The 22,687-nt window shown below is 55.1% G+C and carries 23 protein-coding genes and 1 pseudogene; 11 read left to right on the forward strand and 13 right to left on the reverse strand.

What is annotated here, in order from left to right; genetic code table 11:
• The first annotated feature begins 29 nt into the window (after positions 1-29).
• The 5 genes from KP003_RS18690 to KP003_RS18710 all read left to right on the forward strand — a co-directional run bounded on the left by KP003_RS18690 (position 30) and on the right by KP003_RS18710 (position 3,388).
• Positions 30-218, forward strand: coding sequence for a hypothetical protein (locus KP003_RS18690; protein ID WP_216500222.1), 189 nt, complete (start codon positions 30-32; stop codon positions 216-218).
• Between the two features lie 52 nt (positions 219-270).
• Positions 271-984, forward strand: a complete 714-nt coding sequence (locus KP003_RS18695) for a DUF3108 domain-containing protein (protein ID WP_216500221.1) — start codon at positions 271-273, stop codon at positions 982-984.
• 117 nt (positions 985-1,101) lie between these two features.
• The gene (locus KP003_RS18700) at positions 1,102-1,722 is read left to right on the forward strand and encodes a hypothetical protein (RefSeq protein WP_217300113.1); all 621 of its coding nucleotides are present in this window, start codon (positions 1,102-1,104) and stop codon (positions 1,720-1,722) included.
• 141 nt (positions 1,723-1,863) lie between these two features.
• The gene (locus tag KP003_RS18705; protein WP_216500219.1) at positions 1,864-2,772 is read left to right on the forward strand and encodes a YMGG-like glycine zipper-containing protein; all 909 of its coding nucleotides are present in this window, start codon (positions 1,864-1,866) and stop codon (positions 2,770-2,772) included.
• Positions 2,773-3,031: 259 nt separating this feature from the next.
• Entirely contained in the window at positions 3,032-3,388 is a 357-nt protein-coding gene (locus tag KP003_RS18710; protein WP_217300114.1) for a hypothetical protein, read from the forward strand.
• 68 nt (positions 3,389-3,456) lie between these two features.
• Here KP003_RS18710 and KP003_RS18715 read toward each other — a convergent pair whose 3' ends face one another.
• The 4 genes from KP003_RS18715 to KP003_RS18730 all read right to left on the reverse strand — a co-directional run bounded on the left by KP003_RS18715 (position 3,457) and on the right by KP003_RS18730 (position 7,390).
• The gene (locus KP003_RS18715) at positions 3,457-4,500 is read right to left on the reverse strand and encodes a rhodanese-like domain-containing protein (RefSeq protein ID WP_217300115.1); all 1,044 of its coding nucleotides are present in this window, start codon (positions 4,498-4,500) and stop codon (positions 3,457-3,459) included.
• A gap of 103 nt (positions 4,501-4,603) precedes the next feature.
• Positions 4,604-5,341 (reverse strand): LytR/AlgR family response regulator transcription factor, encoded by a 738-nt coding sequence (locus KP003_RS18720; protein ID WP_217300116.1) that lies wholly within the window; start codon positions 5,339-5,341, stop codon positions 4,604-4,606.
• Positions 5,342-5,402: 61 nt separating this feature from the next.
• Positions 5,403-5,888, reverse strand: coding sequence for a VOC family protein (locus tag KP003_RS18725; protein WP_216500215.1), 486 nt, complete (start codon positions 5,886-5,888; stop codon positions 5,403-5,405).
• 239 nt (positions 5,889-6,127) lie between these two features.
• Complete coding sequence (locus KP003_RS18730) at positions 6,128-7,390, reverse strand: hypothetical protein (protein ID WP_216500214.1); 1,263 nt, start codon at positions 7,388-7,390, stop codon at positions 6,128-6,130.
• Positions 7,391-7,963: 573 nt separating this feature from the next.
• Between KP003_RS18730 and KP003_RS18735 the strand changes: the two genes are divergently transcribed.
• From KP003_RS18735 to KP003_RS18745, 3 genes are all read left to right on the forward strand, one after another.
• On the forward strand, positions 7,964-8,182 hold the full coding sequence (locus tag KP003_RS18735) for a hypothetical protein (protein ID WP_217300117.1): 219 nt from the start codon (positions 7,964-7,966) through the stop codon (positions 8,180-8,182).
• A gap of 211 nt (positions 8,183-8,393) precedes the next feature.
• Entirely contained in the window at positions 8,394-8,687 is a 294-nt protein-coding gene (locus KP003_RS18740; protein WP_216500212.1) for a hypothetical protein, read from the forward strand.
• 8 nt (positions 8,688-8,695) lie between these two features.
• The gene (locus KP003_RS18745) at positions 8,696-8,998 is read left to right on the forward strand and encodes a hypothetical protein (RefSeq protein WP_217300118.1); all 303 of its coding nucleotides are present in this window, start codon (positions 8,696-8,698) and stop codon (positions 8,996-8,998) included.
• Between the two features lie 293 nt (positions 8,999-9,291).
• Here KP003_RS18745 and KP003_RS18750 read toward each other — a convergent pair whose 3' ends face one another.
• From KP003_RS18750 to KP003_RS18765, 5 genes and pseudogenes are all read right to left on the reverse strand, one after another.
• On the reverse strand, positions 9,292-10,920 hold the full coding sequence (locus KP003_RS18750; RefSeq protein WP_217300119.1) for a PhnD/SsuA/transferrin family substrate-binding protein: 1,629 nt from the start codon (positions 10,918-10,920) through the stop codon (positions 9,292-9,294).
• 355 nt (positions 10,921-11,275) lie between these two features.
• Positions 11,276-12,280: a transposase gene (locus KP003_RS18755; protein ID WP_216789619.1), complete on the reverse strand. Its 1,005-nt coding sequence runs from the start codon at positions 12,278-12,280 to the stop codon at positions 11,276-11,278.
• A 24-nt stretch (positions 12,281-12,304) separates the two neighbouring features.
• Positions 12,305-12,808 carry a hypothetical protein gene (locus KP003_RS21385; protein ID WP_239027678.1) on the reverse strand — a complete coding sequence of 168 codons (504 nt, stop codon included), beginning with the start codon at positions 12,806-12,808 and terminating at the stop codon, positions 12,305-12,307.
• 93 nt (positions 12,809-12,901) lie between these two features.
• Positions 12,902-13,204: pseudogene (locus KP003_RS21390) on the reverse strand (transposase); the annotation flags it as partial.
• A 39-nt stretch (positions 13,205-13,243) separates the two neighbouring features.
• A complete protein-coding gene (locus KP003_RS18765; protein WP_496198502.1) occupies positions 13,244-13,657 on the reverse strand; it encodes a transposase in 414 nt (137 codons plus the stop codon).
• 217 nt (positions 13,658-13,874) lie between these two features.
• On the opposite strand from KP003_RS18765, the gene KP003_RS18770 reads away from it, so the two are divergent.
• Genes KP003_RS18770 through KP003_RS18780 form a run of 3 tightly spaced genes read left to right on the forward strand, consistent with a single transcriptional unit; the run spans position 13,875 to position 17,178 of the window.
• Positions 13,875-15,146, forward strand: a complete 1,272-nt coding sequence (locus tag KP003_RS18770) for an N-6 DNA methylase (protein WP_217300121.1) — start codon at positions 13,875-13,877, stop codon at positions 15,144-15,146.
• Positions 15,147-16,226, forward strand: a complete 1,080-nt coding sequence (locus KP003_RS18775; RefSeq protein ID WP_217300122.1) for a DUF262 domain-containing protein — start codon at positions 15,147-15,149, stop codon at positions 16,224-16,226.
• On the forward strand, positions 16,213-17,178 hold the full coding sequence (locus KP003_RS18780; protein ID WP_217300123.1) for a RelA/SpoT-related domain-containing protein: 966 nt from the start codon (positions 16,213-16,215) through the stop codon (positions 17,176-17,178). Before KP003_RS18775 ends, KP003_RS18780 begins: the two co-directional genes overlap by 14 nt.
• Before the next feature lie 1,394 nt (positions 17,179-18,572).
• On the opposite strand, the gene KP003_RS18790 is transcribed toward KP003_RS18780, so the two are convergent.
• From KP003_RS18790 to KP003_RS18805, 4 genes are all read right to left on the reverse strand, one after another.
• Positions 18,573-19,223: a fibronectin type III domain-containing protein gene (locus tag KP003_RS18790; RefSeq protein ID WP_216789631.1), complete on the reverse strand. Its 651-nt coding sequence runs from the start codon at positions 19,221-19,223 to the stop codon at positions 18,573-18,575.
• Between the two features lie 265 nt (positions 19,224-19,488).
• Complete coding sequence (locus KP003_RS18795) at positions 19,489-20,136, reverse strand: hypothetical protein (RefSeq protein ID WP_217300125.1); 648 nt, start codon at positions 20,134-20,136, stop codon at positions 19,489-19,491.
• A complete protein-coding gene (locus KP003_RS18800) occupies positions 20,081-20,905 on the reverse strand; it encodes an N-acetylmuramidase family protein (RefSeq protein ID WP_217300126.1) in 825 nt (274 codons plus the stop codon). The genes KP003_RS18795 and KP003_RS18800 overlap by 56 nt, the downstream gene beginning before the upstream one ends.
• Before the next feature lie 316 nt (positions 20,906-21,221).
• On the reverse strand, positions 21,222-22,676 hold the full coding sequence (locus KP003_RS18805) for an NADH-quinone oxidoreductase subunit N (protein WP_216500204.1): 1,455 nt from the start codon (positions 22,674-22,676) through the stop codon (positions 21,222-21,224).
• Positions 22,677-22,687: the final 11 nt, after the last annotated feature.

Here is a 22,687-nt window from a genome sequence, read left to right on the forward strand (position 1 = left end):
TACTCTTGTTGTCACCAATGGAGGTGACTATGAGAATAACCATGAATGACTATGTCGGTAGCAGTTGCGAAGCAGTAAGCGACTCCCAGCGATTTGTCTACCTCTGGTTTCGTACCGGCGGCAATCCCTGCCTGCAGTGCGGCGTCAAGCCGGAAACCTGTGACTGGCACCGCCACTTGTCGCGCACGACCCGCCGTTTCGACGAGGCCCGAGCATGATTTTCCAGGGGTAGCAGGTTAAAAAACGCCAACACTGTTGTACCCTCTAGTGATGGAAAAAATCCGTCCCCTGACAGGCGCCCTCCTCGCCGTTCTCCTGATCGCCGCACCGGCGGCCCCCCTTCCCGTCCCCGAGCACCTGGTCTACGAGGTAACCTGGTCCGGGATCAAGGCCGGCTCCGCACTCCTCGAGGTGGCCCCCCAGGGGGAGGAACTGCGCCTTACCAACACCATCCGCTCAACGGGGATCGTCGCCGCCTTCTTCAAGATCGACGATCGGACCGAATCGGTGATCACCCGCGCCGGGAAGCCGAAGTTCTTCCGCGAGAACAAGCGGGAGGGGAGTTACCGGGCCGCGCGGGAGGCGACCTTCAATTTCACCTCGCTTAAGGCCAACAGCGTCGACCTTTTGAAAAGGATCGAGAAGAGCGATGCCATCACGCCCAGGACCTATGACAATCTCTCCAGCATATACTTCATACGCAGCAGCGAATTGACCCCGGGGCAGTCCATCTCCTTCGACATTTACGACACCCAGCGCCTGTGGAACACCGAGGTCCGGGTGGTGCGGCGCCAGGAGTTGAAGACGCCGCGGGGGACCTTCAAGACCGTGATGGTGACCTCCCGGTTGACACACAACGGCGAGGCGGCCAAAGTCGGCAACGCCACCTTCTGGTTCACCGACGACAGCCGCCGGGTCCCCGTCAGGATAAGCACCACCATGAAGATCGGGGAAGTCACCCTGACCCTGGTGGAGGGTGGCTAGCCTCCCCGTACTGCAAAAGCTGTTGCGGTCCGCTCCTTCTTTAAGGTACGATGCTCGCTGGTTTGCTCCCTTTGCGGGCGAACTTCCCGAACCAAAGAAGAGTGCGTACCCGACCCGATGACAGAAACCATTCCCCACCTGTTCAAGTTCCTCCTCGACCGGCTCCCCTCGGCTTCCGCCATGCAGTCGGTGCTGGCGCTGTTCCTGATCCCGGTCGGTGGCGGCATCCCCGCCGGAGTGCTCCTCGCCAAGACCAAAGGGCTGACCTGGCCTGTCACCACGCTCCTCTACCTCGTCTCGGATGTCATCCTGGCCATCGCCTTCGAACCCGTACTTCGGGTGATCGCCTTCGTCTGCGGCAGGATCCCATTGCTGCGCCGCGTCAGCGCCGCCATGCGGGCGGCCAACGCCCGCAGCGCCGCCCACTTCCAGGGGACGGCCACCGGACCGGTCGCACTGGTCATGATCGCCTTCGGCGTCGATCCCATGACCGGGCGGGCCTCGGCGCTCGCAGCCGGGCACGGTTTCCTGGCCGGGTGGGCCTTTGCCATAGCCGGCGACATGCTCTACTTCGGCGTGATCGCCTTCTCCACCTTGCGCCTTAACAAGTACATAAAGGACCCGGACACCACCATGTGGATCATCCTGGCGCTCATGCTCCTGGTACCGATGGTGGTGCGCCGCTTCAGGTCGGCGCGGGCCTTGAGCCAGCCACAGGCGCAGGAAAATGTCGCTTGAGACGGTTCAGCTCCGGGAAATTTCCTCATTTCTGCCACATTGCTTCCCTATTTTGTGGTTAAGGTGAGCCCGTGCAATGAGGAATCTGCCTGGAGTAGGCCGGTACGGACCGCAGGCAGTGCCACACAGAAGGGGGTATCAATGAAAAGACGGATCACATCGTTTGTTGTGCTTTTGGCCCTGGGAGGGTGCGTTACGGTACCCACCGGTCCCAGCGTGAAGGTCCTCCCGACCAGGGGGAAATCCTTCGAAACCTTCATGAAGGAAGACGCGACCTGCAGGCAGTGGGCGAATTCCCAGATCGGGTCGCCAGTGCAGGAAACCTATGACAAGAACATGGCGACCAGCGCGGTGGTGGGTACCGCAGTCGGCACCGGCGTCGGAGCCGTGCTCGGCTCCGCCTCCGGCAACACCGGTGCCGGCGCCGCCATCGGTGCCGCGACCGGGCTTTTGTTCGGGGCCGCGGCCGGTTCCGGTTCGGCCCAGGTCTACGGGGCGCAGGCACAGCGCCAGTACGACAACGCCTACGTCCAGTGCATGTACACCTACAACAACCAGATTCCCGGGACCAGGCAAACGGTAGCGGCCCGCCCCGCCGCACCGCCTCCTGCGCTGGTGGCCGCTCCCCCGGTCGCTCCTCCGCCGCCGGTAGACGCCCCGCCGGTCATGGCGCCCCCTCCGCCTCCTCCCCCCGAGCGCGTCGTCGTGCCTGCGCCGGAAGAGTACGAAGCGGAGCCCCCCGAATTCGTCTACTCGCCCCAGATGGGCGCCTACGTCGCGGTGGGTGTCCCGTATGATCTCATCTACACCGGCAACGAATACTTCTACTTCTACGGCGGCAACTGGTACCGCGGCGCCTACTACAACGGCCCGTGGAGCTATGTCCCGCGCAACGCGTATCCTCCGCTCTTCGTGCGCTACGAAGTCGTGAACATACGCCAATACCGCGATGTCGAATACCGGCGTTACGTGCGCGACAGGGGCCACTACGACGGCCGGGTCTATCGTCCGGTGTACCGGCGCGTGGCCAGGCATCGCCCCGGCTACTGATCCTTCTCCCGATTCCCGAGGGCACCCGTTACCGAGCGGGTGCCCTTCCTTGTTCTTCGCTCCCTCCCCCCTTCCCCATTTCAGCCGCCGTTCCCACCGTTCCTCTCCTTCGCGCATTGACAAAACAAACCATTAGGATACTTTCATTTAGTCCGCAGATGGCGCGGCTCTTTTCTGTACCAGAGCCACAGAGGTAGCCTCGCCGACAAAACATCGACGCTACCCGTTTGCGGGAACGCCGCGGCCAAGGGGGAACTGCATGAAAGGCAAAGCGATAGGGGTTTCTCTGGGCGTCGTGGGAATGATTTTGTGGTTCATGCCGCTGGTAAAGGTGGGCTTCAACGTGTACGTGGGGGGGAGGCAGATCGGCAATATCAGTTACATATTGGTGGTATGCTCGCTTGCCTACGCCATTTGTTCATTCTTCGAGCTGCATAGGGTGAGGGTCATCGCGGCCACCATATCGACCGCGATCAGCATGCTTTTTCTTTCCGAGGCGTTGACCAATGCCGCCTGGGGCCTGTACGGCCTCAACATTGTGTCCATAGCCAGTTGGCTCGCGGCAGTTACCGATTGGGACGCGCGCAAGAAATCGGCGGAGGATGTTCAAGGCTGAAGACGACCGGAACAGGATCATCGCCGCCGGGCGTTGCGGCTCGGGGTCCTGTTCCGGTCCTCACCACCTTACTTCCCGCTCCCCCGTTCGACCGGGTACTTCCTGTCTTCCGCCAGGCTGAGGAGAAAGCCCTTCATCTTTCCCAGTCCTTCCGTCGTGTCGTTCCATCCCAGCGTGCCAAAGCGGAGATCGTAGGCCTCGTAGCCGAGTTGGTTCAGCATCAGGGTCGCCGCCGCCCCGATGTGGCCGATGTAACAGACGACCACTATCTTCCTGTCCGTCGGCAGCCTGCCGAGGCTCTCCTTGCTGGCGAGGTCCTTGAAGGGGATGTTGATCGCCCCGGGGACATGCCCCTTGTCGTAGTCCTCCGGGCGCTGAATGCTGACCACGAAGACCCCCTTGCCCCCGTCTTTGCCGGCCTCGCGGGACAGTTCGCTGCGGTCCATGAACAGATTCCTGCCCGAGCTCACCACGCCCCTGGTCCGTTCCATGATGAGTCCCATCCCGTTCGCCGCCTTGCTGGAAAGGGGGGGAAGCGCCTTCCCCGGTGCGGCTTCCGTTTTCTCGACACCGGCGGGATACCCTGCCGAAGCCGTGTAAGGTGCGGCGGATTCGGCGCGGTTCCAGTGGCTGAGCCCCATCGGCATGGCGGTGGCGCTGTAGCCGAGCTGGTTGAAGTAAAGCGACGCCACCATGGAACGATGCCCGTCGTCACAGGTCAGCACGATCTTTTTGTCGCGCGGCAGGAGGTCGAGCGTCTTTTGCTCCGTCAGTTCGTCGAACGGGATGTTTACCGCACCCGGGACGTGCCCCCTGGCGAACTCCGCGCGGGACTGCAGGCTTACCAGGAAGAAGCCATGGTCGCCGCCTTTCACCACCTCCGAGTACACCTCTTCGGCCGTCATGAAGGGGGGAGCCGCAAAAAATGAGGCACTCCTCTTGAGGATCTCCTCCGACAACTGGGCCGATCCCGCAACCTGTACCGGTGAGCCCCGGCGCTCCCCTTTCCCGTCGCCCGGGCCAACCGCGCCGGCCCATGCCGGGAGGGCGAGGCAGATAAGCAGGAGCGCCATGCGAGTGATCGATTTGCCGCTAGTGGATCTGATGTTCATCCGAGTTCTCCTTCAGTCAGAAAGTTCCGTACACGGCGTAACGCCGTTGCCGCGCACTATCCCACTCAGCTACCGCAGGCTCAAGGAGAACTTGATGAACGGGTCAATCAAAGGGATGAACGGTGCCGGCGGAGCAGAGGGCCTTCTTGACTGCCGGCACCAGGCGGCGGGAAACGGGAACGGCGGGGATGGCGGGTTCGGAGAAGGAGACCATCATGCGGCTGTCGCCGGCAGGCCCGATCGCCTTCACGTGCCTGAGGTTCACCACGAAGCTCTTGTGCACCTTGAGGAAATCGGGGGTCGGGAAGCGCTGCAGGACCGCCTTGAGGCTCATCAGGAGATAAAACTTTTTTTGCGGGGTATGGATGCGGCAGTAGTTGCCGTCGGCCTCGATCAGGTGTACCTGGTCCGCCGAAAGGAAGTGGAAGGCGCCGTTCTCGTAGATCGGCATTTTCTTCAGTTCCAAGTGGCCGCTCGTCGGGTTGGTGCGGGCGCCGGTCTGTTCCGACAGGTCCATGAAGGAGACCGCCCACGCCATCTGGCTGCCCGGTACGAAGAGACGCGACAGGGTGATCATGAGCACCTTGCCCAGGAAATCGATGACCATCGACCTCGGCTTCGCCCCCTGCAGACCCGAGAGCGCGTCGAGGATGCCGCGCACCTTCTCCCGGCTCCTTGCGGGGTGCATCTGGAACAGGTTCTGCCCCACGGGTGCCATGCCCGGTTCCGCAATGCGGAGCGCGTGCTCGTTCATGCCGAGCACCTGCCAGTCCTGCGACAGGAGAACCAGTCCTATATCGATGCTGTTGCCTTGGTCGCCCAGGTACTGTTCCAGTGACATGGAAGCGACTCTAGCCACTTTTATGAATCGATGCAAGCAAAACGCGGCACCCCAAGCCCTCTCACCCCCGTCGCGCCGCCTCGATGGCGGCGATGTCGATCTTCACCATCTGCATCATCGCATCGAAGGCGCGCTTGGCCGCCGCGGGATCGGGATCCGTTATCGCCTCCGTCAGGGCCACCGGCGTGATCTGCCAGGAGATGCCCCATTTGTCCCTGCACCAGCCGCACACAACCTCCACCCCCCCGTTGCCGACGATGGCGTTCCAGTACCGGTCCGTTTCCGCCTGATCCGCGGTTGCGACCTGAAACGAGAATGCCTCGTTGTGCTTTACCTCGGGTCCCCCATTGAGCCCGAGGCACGGGATACCCATCACGGTAAACTCGACCGTCAACACATCGCCCTTCTTCCCGGACGGGTAGTCTCCCGGCGCGAGGTGCACGGCGTCCACGGATGAATCGGGAAAGATCCCGGCATAAAAGCGCGCCGCTTCTTCGGCGTCCCCATCGTACCAGAGGCAGACGGTGTTCTTTGCTGGCTTTGTCATGTCATTTCTCCATTGCGATAGCCACCGACGCCGAAGCGGACGATGCGCTCGCAGTCATAGTGGGTTGGCTCGCCCGACTGATTCAGGACCAAACTCTAGCAGCGGCCCATCGAATGTCAAAATTCCCGCAACGCCCTCCTTCATCGTGGCCTCCTTGAACGAACACGGGCGCACCCCGAATGGGATGCGCCCGTGATGAAGCGGCAGGGAAGTCGGCGGAGCGTTCCCGCCCCGTGCAACTACCAGTAGATGAAGGTCCCGACGGCGCCGATGTTGGCGTCCTGGGTCGCGCCGTTGAACCAGCGGTCCTGCGCCCAGGTGTACTCGCCGATCACCTGGACGAACTTGTTCACGTTGTAGGTCACCGCGACCGTGGCCGCCTGCTGTTTCTGGATGTTCAGCTCGGTATCGTCTCCTGCCAGTTCTGCCCTGCTCTGGCCGTAGTTGAGTCCCAGCTTCACCACCGGGGTGACCTGGTAGGTCGCCTGGTTCAGGAAGCCCCAGTTGGTCCTTTCCTTGCCGTCCGCGGAGAGCGCGTCAGCCCCCTGCATCCCGAGCATGCCCAGCGCCTTCCCGCCGTAGCAGGAGGTGAGGAGTTGGAGGCCGCGAACGTCAAGCTGCACGCCACCCGCGCCGCCCAGCGAGGTCACGTGTCCGCCCGGGCGAACCGCCGGGACCACGTGCTCGGGAGTGATGCTTCCATCCGGATTCACGGTGACCGGAACCGTGACGAACTTGGCGTCGGAGAAACCCGCCTGCTGGTACAGGCCGGATACCCAGGCCTGGAATTTGCCGCCGGTGAAGGGGGTGGCATAGGAAATCTCGGTCTCCAGGCGCGGGACGTTGCGGATCGTCGCGGCCCCGATGTTGTTGGTGTCGTTGACGCTGAAGGCGACCTTCAGACCGTTGAGGTCCGGGGTGGTGTACCTGATCTGCGCCCCGAAGTTCGGGTAGAGGTAGCCGTAACCGATGTGCCCCATGGTAGGCCCGCTGTCCACCGGGCCGATCACCCCCGCCCCGAAGAGCGTCATGTCGGTCAGGATGTTCTTGGCCTGGTACAGGTTGATGGCGCGGCCGGCGAGCACTTGGCCGAAGGAACCCGTGGCGGTCATGTTGATCTCGCGGAAGTCGATGTTGGGCGAGAGGTCGGTGCGGGAACCGCCGTTGTTCTGGACCTGCGGGTACAGTCCCAGGCGTACCGCGTAGTCCACGCCGTTGGTGGTCGGAGCCTGGATGTTGAGCCCCACGCCCACCGGAAGCAGGCCGGTCCTCACCCTGAACTGCTGCTGGTTTTCGCCGGTGCCGGTCTGGTTCCCGCCGATCTCCCCGCCGATGACGCCTGCCGGTCGCGTACCGACCGATTCATAGGTGGCGAAGACGTTGAGGAAGCCGTCCGTGGAAAACTTCCAGCCGTTGGCGCCGCCGATGTCGAAGGCCTGCGCCGAAGGTGCGATTGCCGCGACAGCCAGGGCCGCCAGCATGGTGATCATCTTTTTCTGCATTCTTTCCTCCTGATTTCTCCAATTCGTAATCGCAAAACTCTTTTTACTGCATTGTCATACTTTACAGACATCCACTTACCACTTGCTTCTGACGCAGTTTTTGTATGACAAAATTCGTGCACATGAATGTACGACATAAACGCGTACTATCTAGTATTTTTCTTGCACGCTTTGAAGCGGCAACAATGCATACGGTTAAATAGAATGCTTTTATAGCAACTGTCGTACCTACACCAGCCTCCGGATTGATATCAAAACCTGATGAACCTATTACTGTTTGTAAACAAAGGGGTTTTCACTTATAAGAGCTTTTGTCGAGGCAGGAAGATTACGAGGACATGCTTTAAAACGGAACGACTGCCGCGGTCCACGGTGGAACACGTACCGTTTTTGGAACAGCCGGTCCGTTCCATAGCGGCGCAGTCCGGCGCTGCAGTATGGGGCACGCCCTGACTTGAACGGGGAGGTTGATCGGAAATGCTAGCGGGTGTGTACCCCTGGTTCCCCGGGGAGTTCCCCTACCCGTTAGAGTCACGATCTGGCATAATGAAGGGGTGAAAAGAGGTGAGAGAGATGAGATGCGACTACAAAGATGACTTCAAGATCGACTACACCGATTCCCTCCACATCACCAAGGGAAATGGGGTCGACATGACCGTCAAAGCTGAAGACATACCGGCCAACGTGAAACTTTGCCTCAACTCCGCAGTGGTCCGTGACAGTTGCCACGAACTGAGGGCCGCGGCAAGGGCGCTGACCAGCGACATAAGCAAGTCATTCAATATCGAATAAGACGCATTTTGTGACCGCTGCAAATAAGGCCACCCGCATCGCCGCGGGTGGCCTTTTTACATCTGGGACCAGTAACCGATAGCGCCCAACTCTACCAACGGATAAGACCGGCTCGCAACGGGTTCAGATTTTTTCTTAGCGCTCCGGTTGACAGCAATCAACATTGCTGTCATTTTTTAACAATTACTAATGCTGGCGACAGGAGGGAGTCATGGGATTCGAACTGGAGTCGTTGTACCAGGCAATGACGTTCGCGCTCATCGATCTGGTGGCTGGGAATGAACAGGAGCGTTGTGTCGATGTGGGCACTCGCGGCGACGCTGCGCGGATCAGGGTCTTGGAATCGACAGGCGAGGTAATGATGACTGTGTATGGGACGGGGTCCTCTGAGGTTGGTGAGCAGCTTGTGCTTTCCTGTCTGAAAAGGATCAGCGTGCAGCGCCTGGGCGAACTGCACAAGGCGCCGTTGAAGAAGGCTGCGCCGCTTACACTTGCCAAAGGATAGGGGGGGGTATGGAAAACGGAGCGTTCGAGATTGCAAAGTTGTGGGAAAGTGTCGCCTTGAACCTTTTGCAGCTCTGCATGCGCGATTTCGGCGACAAGGATTTCGGAGTGTTGTGCCTGGGGGACGACGTCCACCTGAAGGTGACCGGTCTCTCTACTGACACGGAAATCAACGTCGTGGGGGGTGGGGAGTACAACGACCTGGGGAAACAACTGGTACTTGCGTGCCTTCAAAAGCTAAGCGCTGGGGACCTCGTCGAGCTTCACCTGAAGGAGCTAAATAACGAAGCCGATGTGCTGAAGCAGGCGTAGCTCACGCTTGTGAGGGGAAATCTGTGCAAGGAAAACCAGAGGGGCGCCCGCACCACCGTCTAAAAGCCAACAATCGACAACAGCCCCCTCTGTCTCCATCCGACGGGTTTTACACCCGTGGGCGCCGACCCTTTTATCTGGGCCGTATCTAAAAAGTTACACAACCTACCTACGTCCCTCCAAGTTTTCCACTTAATCCACCAGCGCCCACCTTTGCATCGCCCGCATGTCCCACCCATTTCTTCAGGACTTACCCCAGGCGCAACGGAAACCGGTTCCCGATCAGTGTCCGTTCAGGTCGCGTAGTACTTGTCCCTGCAGGAGGGACAGATGCCGTGACTGAACATGGCGTCCGTATGCGCGCTTATGTAGGTTTCGAGCTGTTGCCAGCTTTCCTTGTCGTTGCGGATGTTTTTGCAGTGCATGCAGATGGGGATGATCCCCTCCAGTTGTTTGACCTTCGCCATGCTCGCTTCCAGCTCCGCCACCTTGTCGGACAGCCTCGTTTGCGCGAGTTGCCTGTCGCTTACGTCGTGGTTGCAGGCGCGCAGCCCGAGACTTTTCCCATCGCCTGACTGCACCCTCCGGCAGCTGTGCGAAATCCAGCGCTCGGCGCCGTCTTTGCGCACGATGCGCAGGTCGATCGGTTTGGGACTGCCGTCCTCGTAGTTATGGTTGACGTGGTCCTCGTAAGCGGCGACGTCGCCCGGGTGCAGGATTTTCGTCAGCAGTTGCGGGTCCCGGTAGAATTCTTCAGCCGTATAGCCGCTGACATTCACACACGCGGGCGAGATGTACTCGAGCGTCCCGTCCGGCGCCTGCCAGAATTCCCAATGCGAGGTGAAATCGGCCACGGTCCGGTAGCGAAGCTCGCTTTCATGCAGCTTCCTGTTCGTGACGATGAGCCGCACCCCGAGAAAGGCTATGATGAGCCCACCGACGGCAAGGGCCGCCATCTCCTTGCCGTAACGGGCCCAGATATCCCGGACGGTGAAGTAGGGAGACTGCTCGAACGGCGGCATGCGCAGCTCCCTCAAGAGCTCCTCCACCGGAGCGTAATCCGCCGGCACCGCGAAACCGTGCAGGCCGTTTGGCCGAACCACGTGCCTCATGGCCAGAAGCGCCGCGGCTACCTGCCGCGCCGCATCCTGGTCCGCGTGGGGGAGGGCCACGAAAGGCCACTGGGGGTAGAGCTGCGTGGAGGTGATGGCCGGGTAGCCGGGGATGTTTTTCCGGTTCAGTATTTTGAGCCGGGAGAGGTCGACTTTCTTCTCCGCCGCCATTTGCTCCAGAACCCCGGTCCTGACCATGCCCACGTCGGCACGTCCGTCGATGACCGCCGACACCGCCGAATCGTGCGGCATCCCGGTAATCAGGAGCTTCGCATCCGCGGGAAGGCGGACCCCCGCCTTGGCGAGCTCGTACGCCTGCGCCTGGTACCCCCCGAGGGAGCCGGTCCCGACGACGGCGATCCGCTTTCCCTTCACGTCGCCCAGGCTCCTGATGTCGGTCCTGTCGGCCCTGGCGAAGATGACCCCGCCGAACGAGTGGATCTCCGTCCCCCCCTCATCCTCGATCATCGTCGCCAGGACCCCGGACATCCCGTTCGCATGCCTGAGCTGCACGTAATGTCCCGGGTTGGTGAGGACGAAATCGAGCCTGTGAGCGGCCAACTCCGCTTCCAGTTCGGTGTAGGTATAGACGTCGAGGCGCACCTCGTGGTTGGGCAACGCTTCTTGCAGATACCGCGCGAGGGGCAGGAAGCGGGCCGCGGTCTCAGGCTTCGGCCTGTGTGCCAGGACGCCGATTCTGATCGTCGGTTCGGCGGCGGACGACATAAACGTGGGGACGAGACTCAGTGAGACGAGGATAAGCAGGAACTGCGTGAGTTTTCTCAGTCTGGGATGTTGCCCTGTAAGCATGCGCGCTCCGGATAGACACTAGCTGCATCAAGATTAACGCCTTTCCCGGAAATTAAAAGTGAATGCGGGAAATGCCGCCCCTTTCAGGTTACTACGCAACGGCACGGTGAGCGACGGGCGGATAAAGGGGATGCGTCCCAAAGGATTGGGAGGTTCCGAGGGGCAGTTTCACTATTCCTGATGGAATTTGCCAAAACCGGAACAGGTTTGCACTATTTCCAACGGAATAGTGAAATTTGAGTTTGGTTTTGCACTATTTCCAACGGAATTGTACAATCGTCGGCCAAAATCTCACTATTTCAAATGGATTAGTGCAAAGCGTCAGAGGGACGCCCATGAAATTATGCGTTTCTATCTAAGATCTCAGCTGCCAACCGTTCGCGGCAGCTAAACCCGCGCCGCGAACAGCCGACCTACTCACTGATGACTGGGTAATACCCAGTCTGGTAGCGACCTCAGTTTCAGTCATTCCTAGTTCAAAGGTTGCCCAATAACATAAAAGGCTTCTTGCCTTCACCAGCAAAGGCTCTTTGCCATGTTGCCAAATTTGCGCAACTTCCATCTTCAGCAACCGTGCAACTCGCTCCACGGCTTGCTCAAAATCAAAGCCTTCCGCCCGATTCGCTGTTATCCTCTCCACATGCTCTTCCGCCCTTTGTAACACCCGCTCCACAAAATCACTGTCACCAAGGATTCGTTCATCGCTTTTCAAGAAGATCCCAGCGCGTCGAGCAGCTACGACTTCCTCCCATCCCCCAGCGCTTCGCACCAAACCTCCGCCAATGAGATCGGGCCTGTGCCCACTCTGAAGTCCATCGCGGATAAAATTCTCATAGTTACTGCGGGCCTCCTGCTCATTGCTTCCAAATCTGTCCAGGACCTCCGAGGTTTCTTGCCATGGGTACTTTTTGTCGCCGAGCAGTTGACCATGCCCACAAAATCTATACAGTCGCAACTCAGGTACTGTACAGATAATTCCGGCCCGAATCGGGTTCAGGTGGATATAGCGCACCAACTCGAGCAGGTATGGATCTATTTGGCACAGGATGGATTTGTATCGATTTTGGAAGAGGTGGCCCGAGCGGTTATGACGATGATTGAACTCTACCGCGTACCCCGTGGTCAGGCGACGCATGACGTCGGAGATGGGAGTATTGCCGGTTTGGAGCAGCAAATGGAAGTGGTTGGGGATAAGCGCCCAGGCAAAGCAACGAGTCGAGGACTTCTTTAGAACTTGTCCCAGGCGCAACAGAAAGCGGTCCCTGTCGCTGTCATCGAGGAAGATCTTTCTCCGCTCGATGCCACGACAGATGATGTGATGGCATGCACCAGGAGCGTCTATTCGGGCTTGTCGTGGCATACCCAGAAGGTTGCCACACCCCTCCTACATTAGCAACAGGTGCACCGGGTTGAGCAGACCATGCGCGAAGGCAGAGAAACGCATAATTTCATGGGCGTCCCCCTGCCTCCCGTCCGACAACTCCGCCCCCCTTCGTCGTTGACTGAGAGCCACAACGCAGATCCCTGATGCCTTCGCAATTTCTTCAACAAATTGCATTAATGGAAGGCGGGTGTCCAGCCTCTCAGCAACCTCCTTGTCCTCCTGTAACTGCTGGACAAAGCCAGCGGTGCCCAGAATTCTTTCATCATACGCGGAGATGAAATCGTCTCCGACGGCTTTCATGACACGTCGCAGGCCACCACCGACAAGTTCATCTCGTTTCCCCAGACCAATTCCGTCAGCCACGAACTCCTCATACTTTGCCCTGGCAGACCTTCGTTTGTCGCCAAAGTAAAGCAGCACTTCGTCTGTCCTCTGTCCTGGTATTTCCTTCACTCCCATGATCACTGCATGACCACTCCAAGGATATGTCTTCAGCTCTTTCATGTTATTGACGAGACCGGCTCGTAAAGGGTTGAGATGAATATAGCGGACGAGTTCTAGTAGATATGTGTCTTCCTCGCAGACGATAGATTTGTAACGGTTTTGGAAAAGATAGCCGCTGCGGTGATGGCGAAGATTGAAGGTTACGGCATGCGCGGTCAAGAGTCTGCGCATGAAGCGGGCGAGGTTGGTTTGGCTGGGCCGGAGCAACAGGTGAACGTGGTTGGACATCAAAGCCCAAGCAAGACAGTCCATTCCCATCTTTACAAGGAGTTCGGTAAAACGATCGACAAAAGACTGGCGATCCATGGCATCGAGGAAGATGTCTCGTCGTTCTATTCCCCTGATGATGACGTGATGAAGGACGCCGGCTATGTCAAGGCGTGCGGCTCGTGGCATACCCTTCAGCCTACCAACCGACACCTTAAAGTCAACTAATCAACACCGTCCCCCAGCCTCCTTGACGAGACCGGCTCGTAAAGGGTTGAGATGAATATAGCGGACGAGTTCTAGTAGATATGTGTCTTCCTCGCAGACGATAGATTTGTAACGGTTTTGGAAAAGATAGCCGCTGCGGTGATGGCGAAGATTGAAGGTTACGGCATGTGCGGTCAAGAGTCTGCGCATGAAGCGGGCGAGGTTGTTTTGGCTGGGCCGGAGCAACAGGTGAACGTGGTTGGACATCAAAGCCCAAGCAAGACAGTCCATTCCCATCTTTACAAGGAGTTCGGTAAAACGATCGACAAAAGACTGGCGATCCATGGCATCGAGGAAGATGTCTCGTCGTTCTATTCCCCTGATGATGACGTGATGAAGGACGCCGGCTATGTCAAGGCGTGCGGCTCGTGGCATACCCTTCAGCCTACCAACCGACACCTTAAAATCAACCAATCAACACCGTCCCCCAGCCTCAAATATCAACAGCGTCCCCCCGAGGCCTAGATACCATCCTCCTCGGCTCCTTGGCAGGCTAGATACAGAATGCCTCCCGAGGTCAAGAAGCCGTAGATTTGAAGATCTTGGTGTGCTATTTATATGATGCAAATCCAACAGCAGGGGCTTGGCATTAATGACACCGTACCATCAGTATTTATCAAAATTGGAACTGGCCGCCCAAAACGGCAAGGTAAACAGTGAAGAGCATAGGCTTAGTTCATGGCACTATGAACAGGTGAGGAGGCACCTGAAATCAGAATTCCTTAAAATGACTGGGGCTTTCTTTTCTGGAGAAGATGTCTCCACATTGGTAGCCAACAAGGTCCTTCCTCACGTGGGCCCAGATACCATAATTTTTGATCCGGCGTGTGGTGCAGGAGATTTGCTTTTAGCTTGTGCAAAAGGCTTACCCACTTCAAGATCATTTCCAGAAACTCTCAGGTTGTGGGAGAGGCGACTTGCAGGAATTGATATCAATGCGGACTTTGTTCGTGCAGCCAAGGCAAGATTAATGTTATTGGCAAGAGAACGGTCACAGGAAGATTTGGATGTAGAATACCCAGTCGATGCAGTATTTGATAAAATTAAAGTCGGCGACGGATTAAAGTCCACTGACTTTTACGGCTGTGACGATATAATTATCGTTATGAATCCGCCTTTTAACCCCATGCGAAGCAGACCTTCATGCTCGTGGGCTGATGGGGGGATAACTTCAGCCGCAGAGTTCTTAGCGACTTATATAGAGAACTCTTCCCGTGGAACTAGATTCATAGCTGTTCTTCCTGAAGTATTGCGGGCAGGTTCTCGTTACCAGAAATGGCGCAATCTTGTGGAGAATAACACAAAGAACTTAGAGAAGGAAGTAGTCGGTCGTTTTTCTACTTTTGCAAATGTTGATGTATTTATTCTAAAGGGCGAAATAGATCATAATGGTACTGGATTAAATTTTGGATGGTGGCCTGAAGAACAAACTTGTGAGAAAGTGAGTGATTTTTTCTATGTAAACGTCGGATCGGTTGTCCCCCATAGGGACCTCGAGCAAGGACCGTTGTATCCTTATCTCTATACCCGTGACGTTGAGCCTTGGCAGGTTATTGTTTCACCCGCCAGTTATAGGAGGTTTAGCAAGCGGGTTTTTGATCCTCCATTTGTTGTCGTCAGAAGAACCTCTGCCCCAAAGGACAGTACCCGCTGTGTAGCCTCTGTGGTTGATATCGACTCTAAAGTAGCAGTAGAGAACCACTTCCTTGTTTTAACTCCTAAAAACGGTCACATCTCAACTTGTGTAAATGCACTGAGCATTTTGAAAGATCAAAGAACTACACATTGGTTAAACGAAAGAATTAAGTGCAGACATCTTACCGTTTCTTCAATATCTAACTTACCTTGGTGGACGGAGAATTAAATGAATCGAAGAGTTACTACCCAGGATATAAGCTGGTTTTTAGATCTTAACCGAAATGATCAATTGGACCTTGACCCGCCATACCAACGTAGGAGTGTCTGGACCCCTAAGGATAGAAGATTCTTTTTGGATACAGTCTTCAGAGGGTATCCGAGCCCTTCGATCTTTTTACATAAAGTGTCTGACGGAGGCAACACTATATACAGGGTTGTTGATGGAAAGCAGCGGTTAGAAACTATTCTTCTGTTCATCAGCAATAAGCTCTCAATAGATAAAGAGTTTGGTGACATAAGACTTAGTGGTAAAAAATGGAAAGATATTTCCAAAGACCAAGATCTTGCCAAAGCTTTCTGGGATTATGTCTTACCAGTAGAATTCATAAACGTTGATGTTTCGTCTAATTTTGTAAACGAGGTCTTTGACCGGTTAAATCGTAACTCCAGAAAACTCGTTGAACAAGAGTTACGTCATGCAAAGTACGATGGGTGGTTTATCACATTTGTTGAGCGTGAGGCAGAAGAGTTGGAGTGGAAAGAGTTGGGAGTAGTAACAACATCAAGAGCCAAAAGAATGAAAGATGTTCAGTTTCTTTCCGAGCTTCTAATTGTGATATTAAAAGGCGATATTTCCGGATTTGACCAAAACGAAATTGATGATTTTTCAGCAAACTATGATGATCCATCTGAGATTTCACCCGAAGTTGATGTCGACGCTATGACTGAACTTTTCACAAAAACTAGACGGTATATGGTTTCGATGGAAAATCACAATCAGTGCGTAACTAATTATGCTTCAGATTTTAAAAACTTTTACACTCTCTGGGCCTTGATAGCTACGCGCCACATTTTGATGACTTCGCCTAATGACCTCGCAGATAGTTATGTCGACTTCATGGCAGAGGTTAATGCTTTTAAGGATCCTTCAGTATACGAAAAGGCCGTTAGGGGCGAAGTGACGACAAAATTTAAATCTAGTTATAGATACTATCAAGGAAGCATAGGAGCCAGTACGGAGGAGCCACAGAGGCGGGATCGACTGGAGGCACTACTAGAGTTGGTACAACAAAATGAAAGTGCCTAGTGCTATACGTAATTTATATGAGGAACTAAAAGAGCGTTACATTTTACTTTCCGAACGAGTGCAACCGCTCATGATTTCTAAAAAGGATTATAGGTGGCACTATGAAGGTCGAATTAAAACGCTAGAAAGTTATGCTCTCAAACTTGAGACTGGGCGGTTTCCGTCCGGCATTGAGGATTTTTTTGCCTGCACATTGGTAGTAGAGAACCTGCAAACCCGTTCAAAGGCCGAAGCTTTAATTTGCAACGAGTTCGTTCTTATAGAGAGGCGTCCCAAGAGGGATAATTTTACCCATAAAGGGGCTGATGCTTTCCCTTTTGACGACCTTAGGCTGTATGTAAAATGGAAGGACCCAGAAGGTGCAAAACCTTCTGGCCTTACCGACCTTACATTTGAAGTCCAGATAAAGACCTTCTTACAACATGCGTGGGCTGTTGCGACTCATGACATGATTTACAAATCTGATACCAAGAACTGGGCGAAAGACAGGATTGCATTTCAAATTAAGGCAATGCTAGAACACGCCGAAATATCCATTTTGGAAGCAGACACAATAGCGTCATCCCCCGCCTTGAATAAAACCAACCGAGCCACTAAGCGCTGCTCGAAAATTATTAATATCGTTCATAAATTTTGGCCATCTGATAGATTACCTGCAGATTTGTTACGGTTAGCCGATAACGTTTCTGCTCTGCTCTCTGCCCTTGACCTAGGTGAACAGGAACTAGAGATTATCATAGAAGCTGAAAATCGAGTTGGAAGGGGAAGCAATGCAATGAATCTTTCTCCTTTCGGAGCTATCCTTCAAAGTATTATCAATCAAAAGCCTGATGATATTGCTAATTATCTCACCGCAACAGAACAAACATACAAAATTATCGTCACAAAGGATATTGAGTTCCCCTCTGGAATTGAGGTGACCAAAAGTAAAAATGCCTGTTTTCTCGGTTAATACATAGGCAATTTTATAGCAACTAAGCTGGCACTCGTGATCTAAAACTTATGAATGCTGCAATATCACATTTCAAAAAAGATGATACAGTTGCTGTACATGCTATCCTAGCCAAGGTACAAAGTATTTTCCCCGCAATATGATCGCCCTCTATGTCAATCAAGGTTAAATAGGATCTCAACCCAGCCGTTGCAATGTGATGTTGCGTTTCTATGAGTTGCGCAAATACATTCAAATTCTTCTCTCCCCCAAAATGGAAAAGTCTTTGCTGAACCTCCTCCGGAAGGATGGAACGTAGTTACCTTATGGAACTTATTCCATACTCCTTTACAGTTTGGGTCTATAGCCCTTTATGGTTTGCTGTCTTTTATAGAACCTTACGCGACTGGCCATGCTTTCTTACGCGGAAGACACCCGTAAAAGCTCTGCCCCTCTTTCGGCCCACTCTGGAACTTCCTCAGGACAAGCTCGCGGCCACAGCCCTGGCAACTTCGTTTTGCTTCCTCTTTCTGCAGCACCGCCACCGAATCTTGTGATGCTGGTGTCGGAACAGCGACTCCGATGATCTGAGTGCCGTTACATTTCGGGTAAGTGCTGCACCCCCAGAATTTCTGCCCTGCATTAACACCTTTTCCGGCTATTCGGATATTCATGGCCGCACGCACTTCTGGCAGCGGTGCAACTAAGGCCTGCATTAACAGGTATGAAAGGGATAACGGGGATGACTCCCAAAGGATTGGGAGGTTCCGAGGGGCAGTTTCACTATTCCTGATGGAATTTGCAAAAACCGGAACAGGTTTGCACTATTTCCAACGGAATAGTGAAATTTGAGTTTGGTTTTGCACTATTTCCAACGGAATTGTACGATCGTCGGCCAAAATCTCACTATTTCAAATGGAATAGTGCAATCTTGGATCGGAATTGCACTATTCTGTTCGAAATCTCACTATTTTTTTCAAAATCTCACTATTTCGGACAAGATTGCACTATTTCCCTCAGGATTGCACTATTTCGGCGGGAATAGTGAGATTTCGACTCGGAATTGCACTATTTCAAATGAAATAAGCAGTTTTCAGTTGAAATAACACTATTTCCCAGGAAAACGCACTATTCTGTGGGCCTGTAAAATCCTTTGTGTAAATGGCCATTTTTTTGGGGGGGGAGGCTTCAACGGAAGCGCATTGGACTGCGGACTGCGGACTGCGGACGGCGGATACGGGTACGCAAACGGGTCGGCTACGGGCTCACTCGGCCCGTGAAGATTGGGATATTGTGGTGGGTATCCAGGTCATGGGCGGAAAGACGAGATCTTTCGTGAGTGAGCAAACTAAAGGCGACTGCACGCCGGTGCAGTCGCCTGGTGGTAACGGGCAAAGGGGGAACGTCTCTTTGCTTTAGATGATGATCAATTCCATTACCTCCGACCAGGGGCCGACTCCGGCATCGTTCATCAACCTGACCCTGAAGTAGGCCCTTCGCGCCGGCTCCAATCCTTCGACGGTGAAGTGACAGTAATGGGACATCTTCAGTTGCTGCCACGACTCTTCCAATGACGGATCACCGTAGCAGACTTGTACGACGACGCTCCCCTTCCCTTCCCAACTGTTGACGTAGATCTTTACTGCCCCCGATTTGTCGCCATGGCTGATCTTAACCTTGTTGAACTTCTGGGGAAGTTTGATGACTGTGCTCCGGGGGGCTTTGTGGACTCTGTTCACACCGACGGTATCCAGCAGGTATGGATTGTTGGTGTGGGTCGAGTACATCACCACGTACTGGCAGGAGAACTTAATCGACTGGATCATCTTTTCCCGCGCCGCCTGCCTTGCGGGCTCTTTAGACGGATCAAGTCTAGCCGCGGTCGATGTCTGCTTGACCTGGTGCGCATCCTGCCTGATCTGGGTCGGGCCAGGAATGCAGGCGGGAAGGGTTTGATCCTTAAAGGCTGCATGTTCGTCGAGAAGATCGGCCACCGCTTCTCCCTGAAGCGCCAAGTCTCCGTCGCTGAGGTCTCTTAGCCCCGGAATATCGAAAGGTTCGCTCATCGTTGCCTCCCGTGCTAGGGTTGAAGTAATGGAAGAGATTATTAAACGCTATTAAGATTTGTCAAGCCGGCCCCTCAGATTTTTCCTTGGCGGAAACCGCTTAGGCCGCCCCCCAGCGAACCCCTACACTAACCTGAACAACGAGAACACTGAGGGCGCAGCGGTACACGGAGGGACACAGAGGTAATTTACAGGCTATTAGGCCACAGCTACCGCGATTGATTGCCAGGAGCTATTTTGAGGAAGGGGGCAGTACGAGACGTTTTCACGGCAATCGTTGTTCTGCAGTTTCATCGGCGCGGATCCACCCGCGTGCTCGCCTCTCGCCGCCTGTCGTTTCCACTAGAAGCCAGTCTCCGCTTTCATCAATCACTCCAACAGTTGTACCCACGGTAAGACGTTGTCCCCGTTCCTCAGAATCTGTTATGCTTTTACGTAACCTCGCGGACGCCACAATCGTCGTTAATTTCTGCCAATCCGTCGGATACAGTAAATCAAATGAAAGCCCTTCTGCGATGTCAGGCAACAATACAAGTCCGCATCCAGCATGTTCTCGCCCCCCAGGAACTTTTAGTTCTACGCCTTCATTTACGGCCTTGATAAGTCCTGGCAACTGACGATCGCTCCACGTGATTATTTCAGCGACACCTCCCTGTGCCTTGCCTTTGAAATAAAATGAACAGGTCTTACGCACGCCTTCGCCTTGGCTTTCTTGATACCGGCCAGTGATACTGCCACTCTTGTCCATAGCTATAATTACGTTTTCGTAAATCCCCGATCGGAACTCTCCCGCTTTGCATTCGAACACATAGGCGTGGAAGAGAACCAATGCCCCACCGACAAGGCTGAAAAACCGCTTATTTGGCAGCATACTTTCTGTACGCGTTTTGTATGAGCGTATCGTAGTTGCCATAGTCCTCCCCATTGTATATAAGTGCCATCTTCTTGAAGTTTTTTGCCGCTATTGCAGCGATCAATTCACCTCTAGCCTTGCAAAATTCTATAAAGGCCAACAATTGTTGCCGCTCCCCTGACTTCATCGCCTTTACGAAATCGACTACCCTACTAAAACCGCAGCTCCTGTAGTTGAAACCCATAATCTGAAACATTCCCCAAGAGCATGAGTGAAGTGCCGCATCAAAGTCTAAGGCTAAAGCTTGTCGCAGGGTGAACCAGGCAGTTGCATGATCCCGGTTGTTTTTCTTCCACTGGGGGCCTGCCTTAACCCTGTATTGGTAAGAGAGAAGAGGATGGCTTAAGTCATGTTTTCTTTTGGTGAGACGTCTAAACACATGGCCTTCAAAAGCAAGAATGGGCCGTCCATCTGGCCCGAAACCTTTGTGCCCCCCACATTCGACCTCGGCAAACGCCTTTATGATTGCCACAGAATCCTTCAAATTGAGCGAATTTGCTGCATCAATAAAATCAGTCTCGTCCAGGCGCTTCGTAGCACCGGGAATCCGTTCCATGATCTTCGCGATCTGGTTCGAGTTCCCAGGAACTGCGACTACAACACACGGCGGGGAGGCAAAATCTTTATGCCCCAGAGGTCCTGGTGTGTCTCCTACAAATGATCTTGGCGTGTCTGGTGATGCCGCGTCATTGTGGCCGAGAGGGCCAGGGGTCAGGGAGGGGCGCTGGAAAGGGTCACGATGTGAGTGGAACTGGCGGGAACCGGCCATCTTGGAACCTCCTAACGGAGAGCTCGTGAAGATGGAAATGTACCAAGGGGGGGACAGGTGTCAATCTTCGATGGGGGGGATGGTGGTTCCATCGGGGTGAACGTCACCGCTTTGGGCTGCCGTCGCCTGTAGCCCGACCAAGGGCGTGCCTTGGGCAACCTTGGCTGGGCGAATGATTATTCGCCCCTACAGGGGGCCACAACCGGTCCTTATTCCACAACTGACATGAGAGGTTCAGTCTGCGACGAGGGACCTACAAACGCAAAGAGGGCACCCGGTGACGGGTGCCCTCTTTGATTCTGCTATCAATCTTGCCTTAGAACTGAACTGCCTTCTGCGCCAGCTCGAGGACGGTGCCCGGGACTACGCCGAGAACCAGGGTGGCGCCTACGGCTACCAGCAGACATACTGCGATGGCCGGGGTGGCACCTGCCCACTCGAAGTCTTCTTCCGGGTCTTTCATGTACATGAAGACCATGACGCGCAGGTAGTAGTAAAGCGACGCTGCGGAGTTCAGTACGCCGATGATGGCGAGCCAGACGTAACCGGCCTTGATGGCTGCGGAGAAGAGATAGAACTTCCCGATGAAGCCCGCGGTCGGCGGCATGCCTGCCAGGGAGAAGAGGAAGATGCTCAGCACCATGGCCAGAAGCGGCTTCTTGTGGCCGAAACCTGCCAGGTCCTGCACGTTGCCGTTAACCTCGCCCTTCTTGGTGATCAGGATGATCACGGCAAAGGCGCCGATGTTCATGAAGGCGTAGGAGAGCATGTAGAACAGAATGCCTGCGGCGCCCTCGGCGTTGACTGCTGCAAAACCTACCAGCGCGTAACCTGCGTGGGCGATGGAGGAGTAGGCCAGCATCCTCTTCACGTTGTCCTGGGAGAGGGCGATGATGTTACCGACGGTCATGGTCAGGACGGCCAGGATCCAGAGAAGATCGCTCCACTCGGCCCTCAGCATCGGGAAGGCGAAGATCATGACGCGGATGAAGGCTGCGAAACCTGCCGCCTTGGGACCTGCGGACATGAAGGCGGTCATCGGGGTCGGTGCGCCTTGGTAAACGTCCGGGGTCCACATGTGGAACGGAGCGGCGGCAATCTTGAAGCTGAAGCCGACGGCGATCAGCAGCATGCCCACCACGAAGAGCGGGTTGCTGGCTACGCCGGGGTTGCCCATCACGTAGGAGGAGATGGCCTGGATCTTGGTGCTGCCGGTCGCGCCGTAGGTGAGCGCCATGCCGTAGAGCAGGAAGCCGGTGGAGAAGGCACCGAGCAGGAAGTACTTGAGACCCGCTTCGTTGGACTTCAGGTTGTCACGGTTCCACCCTGCCAGCACGTACAGGCAGATGGAGAGAAGCTCGAGGCCGAGGAAGATGACCATCAGGTCGGTCCCGCTCGCCATCAGCATCATGCCGACGGTGGCGAACAGGATCATCGGGTAGAGCTCGCCCTGGTTGCAATCCTCCTGGACCATGTAGCGGTCGGATATGAGGATCGCAAGGCCCGCGGAGATCAGGAAGATGACCTTGAAGAAGATCGCGAAGTTGTCCTGCACTACCGATCCGTTGAACGCTGATACCGACGGCCCCCAGCCGCCCACGGCGCTCGCCGCGGTCACTGCAAGGCCGATGATGCTCAGGTAACCGAGGTAGGCCTTGTTATTGCCCGGCACGAAGACGTTGACGAGCAGCAGCACCATGGCGATGCATGAGAGTAGGATCTCAGGCATGATCACTGCCAGGTTTATGGCCGGCATAGCAATTGTTTCCATCTATAATCCTC

The sequence above is a fragment of the Geomonas diazotrophica genome, assembly GCF_019063885.1.
GTDB classification, from domain to species: Bacteria; Desulfobacterota; Desulfuromonadia; order Geobacterales; family Geobacteraceae; genus Geomonas; species Geomonas diazotrophica.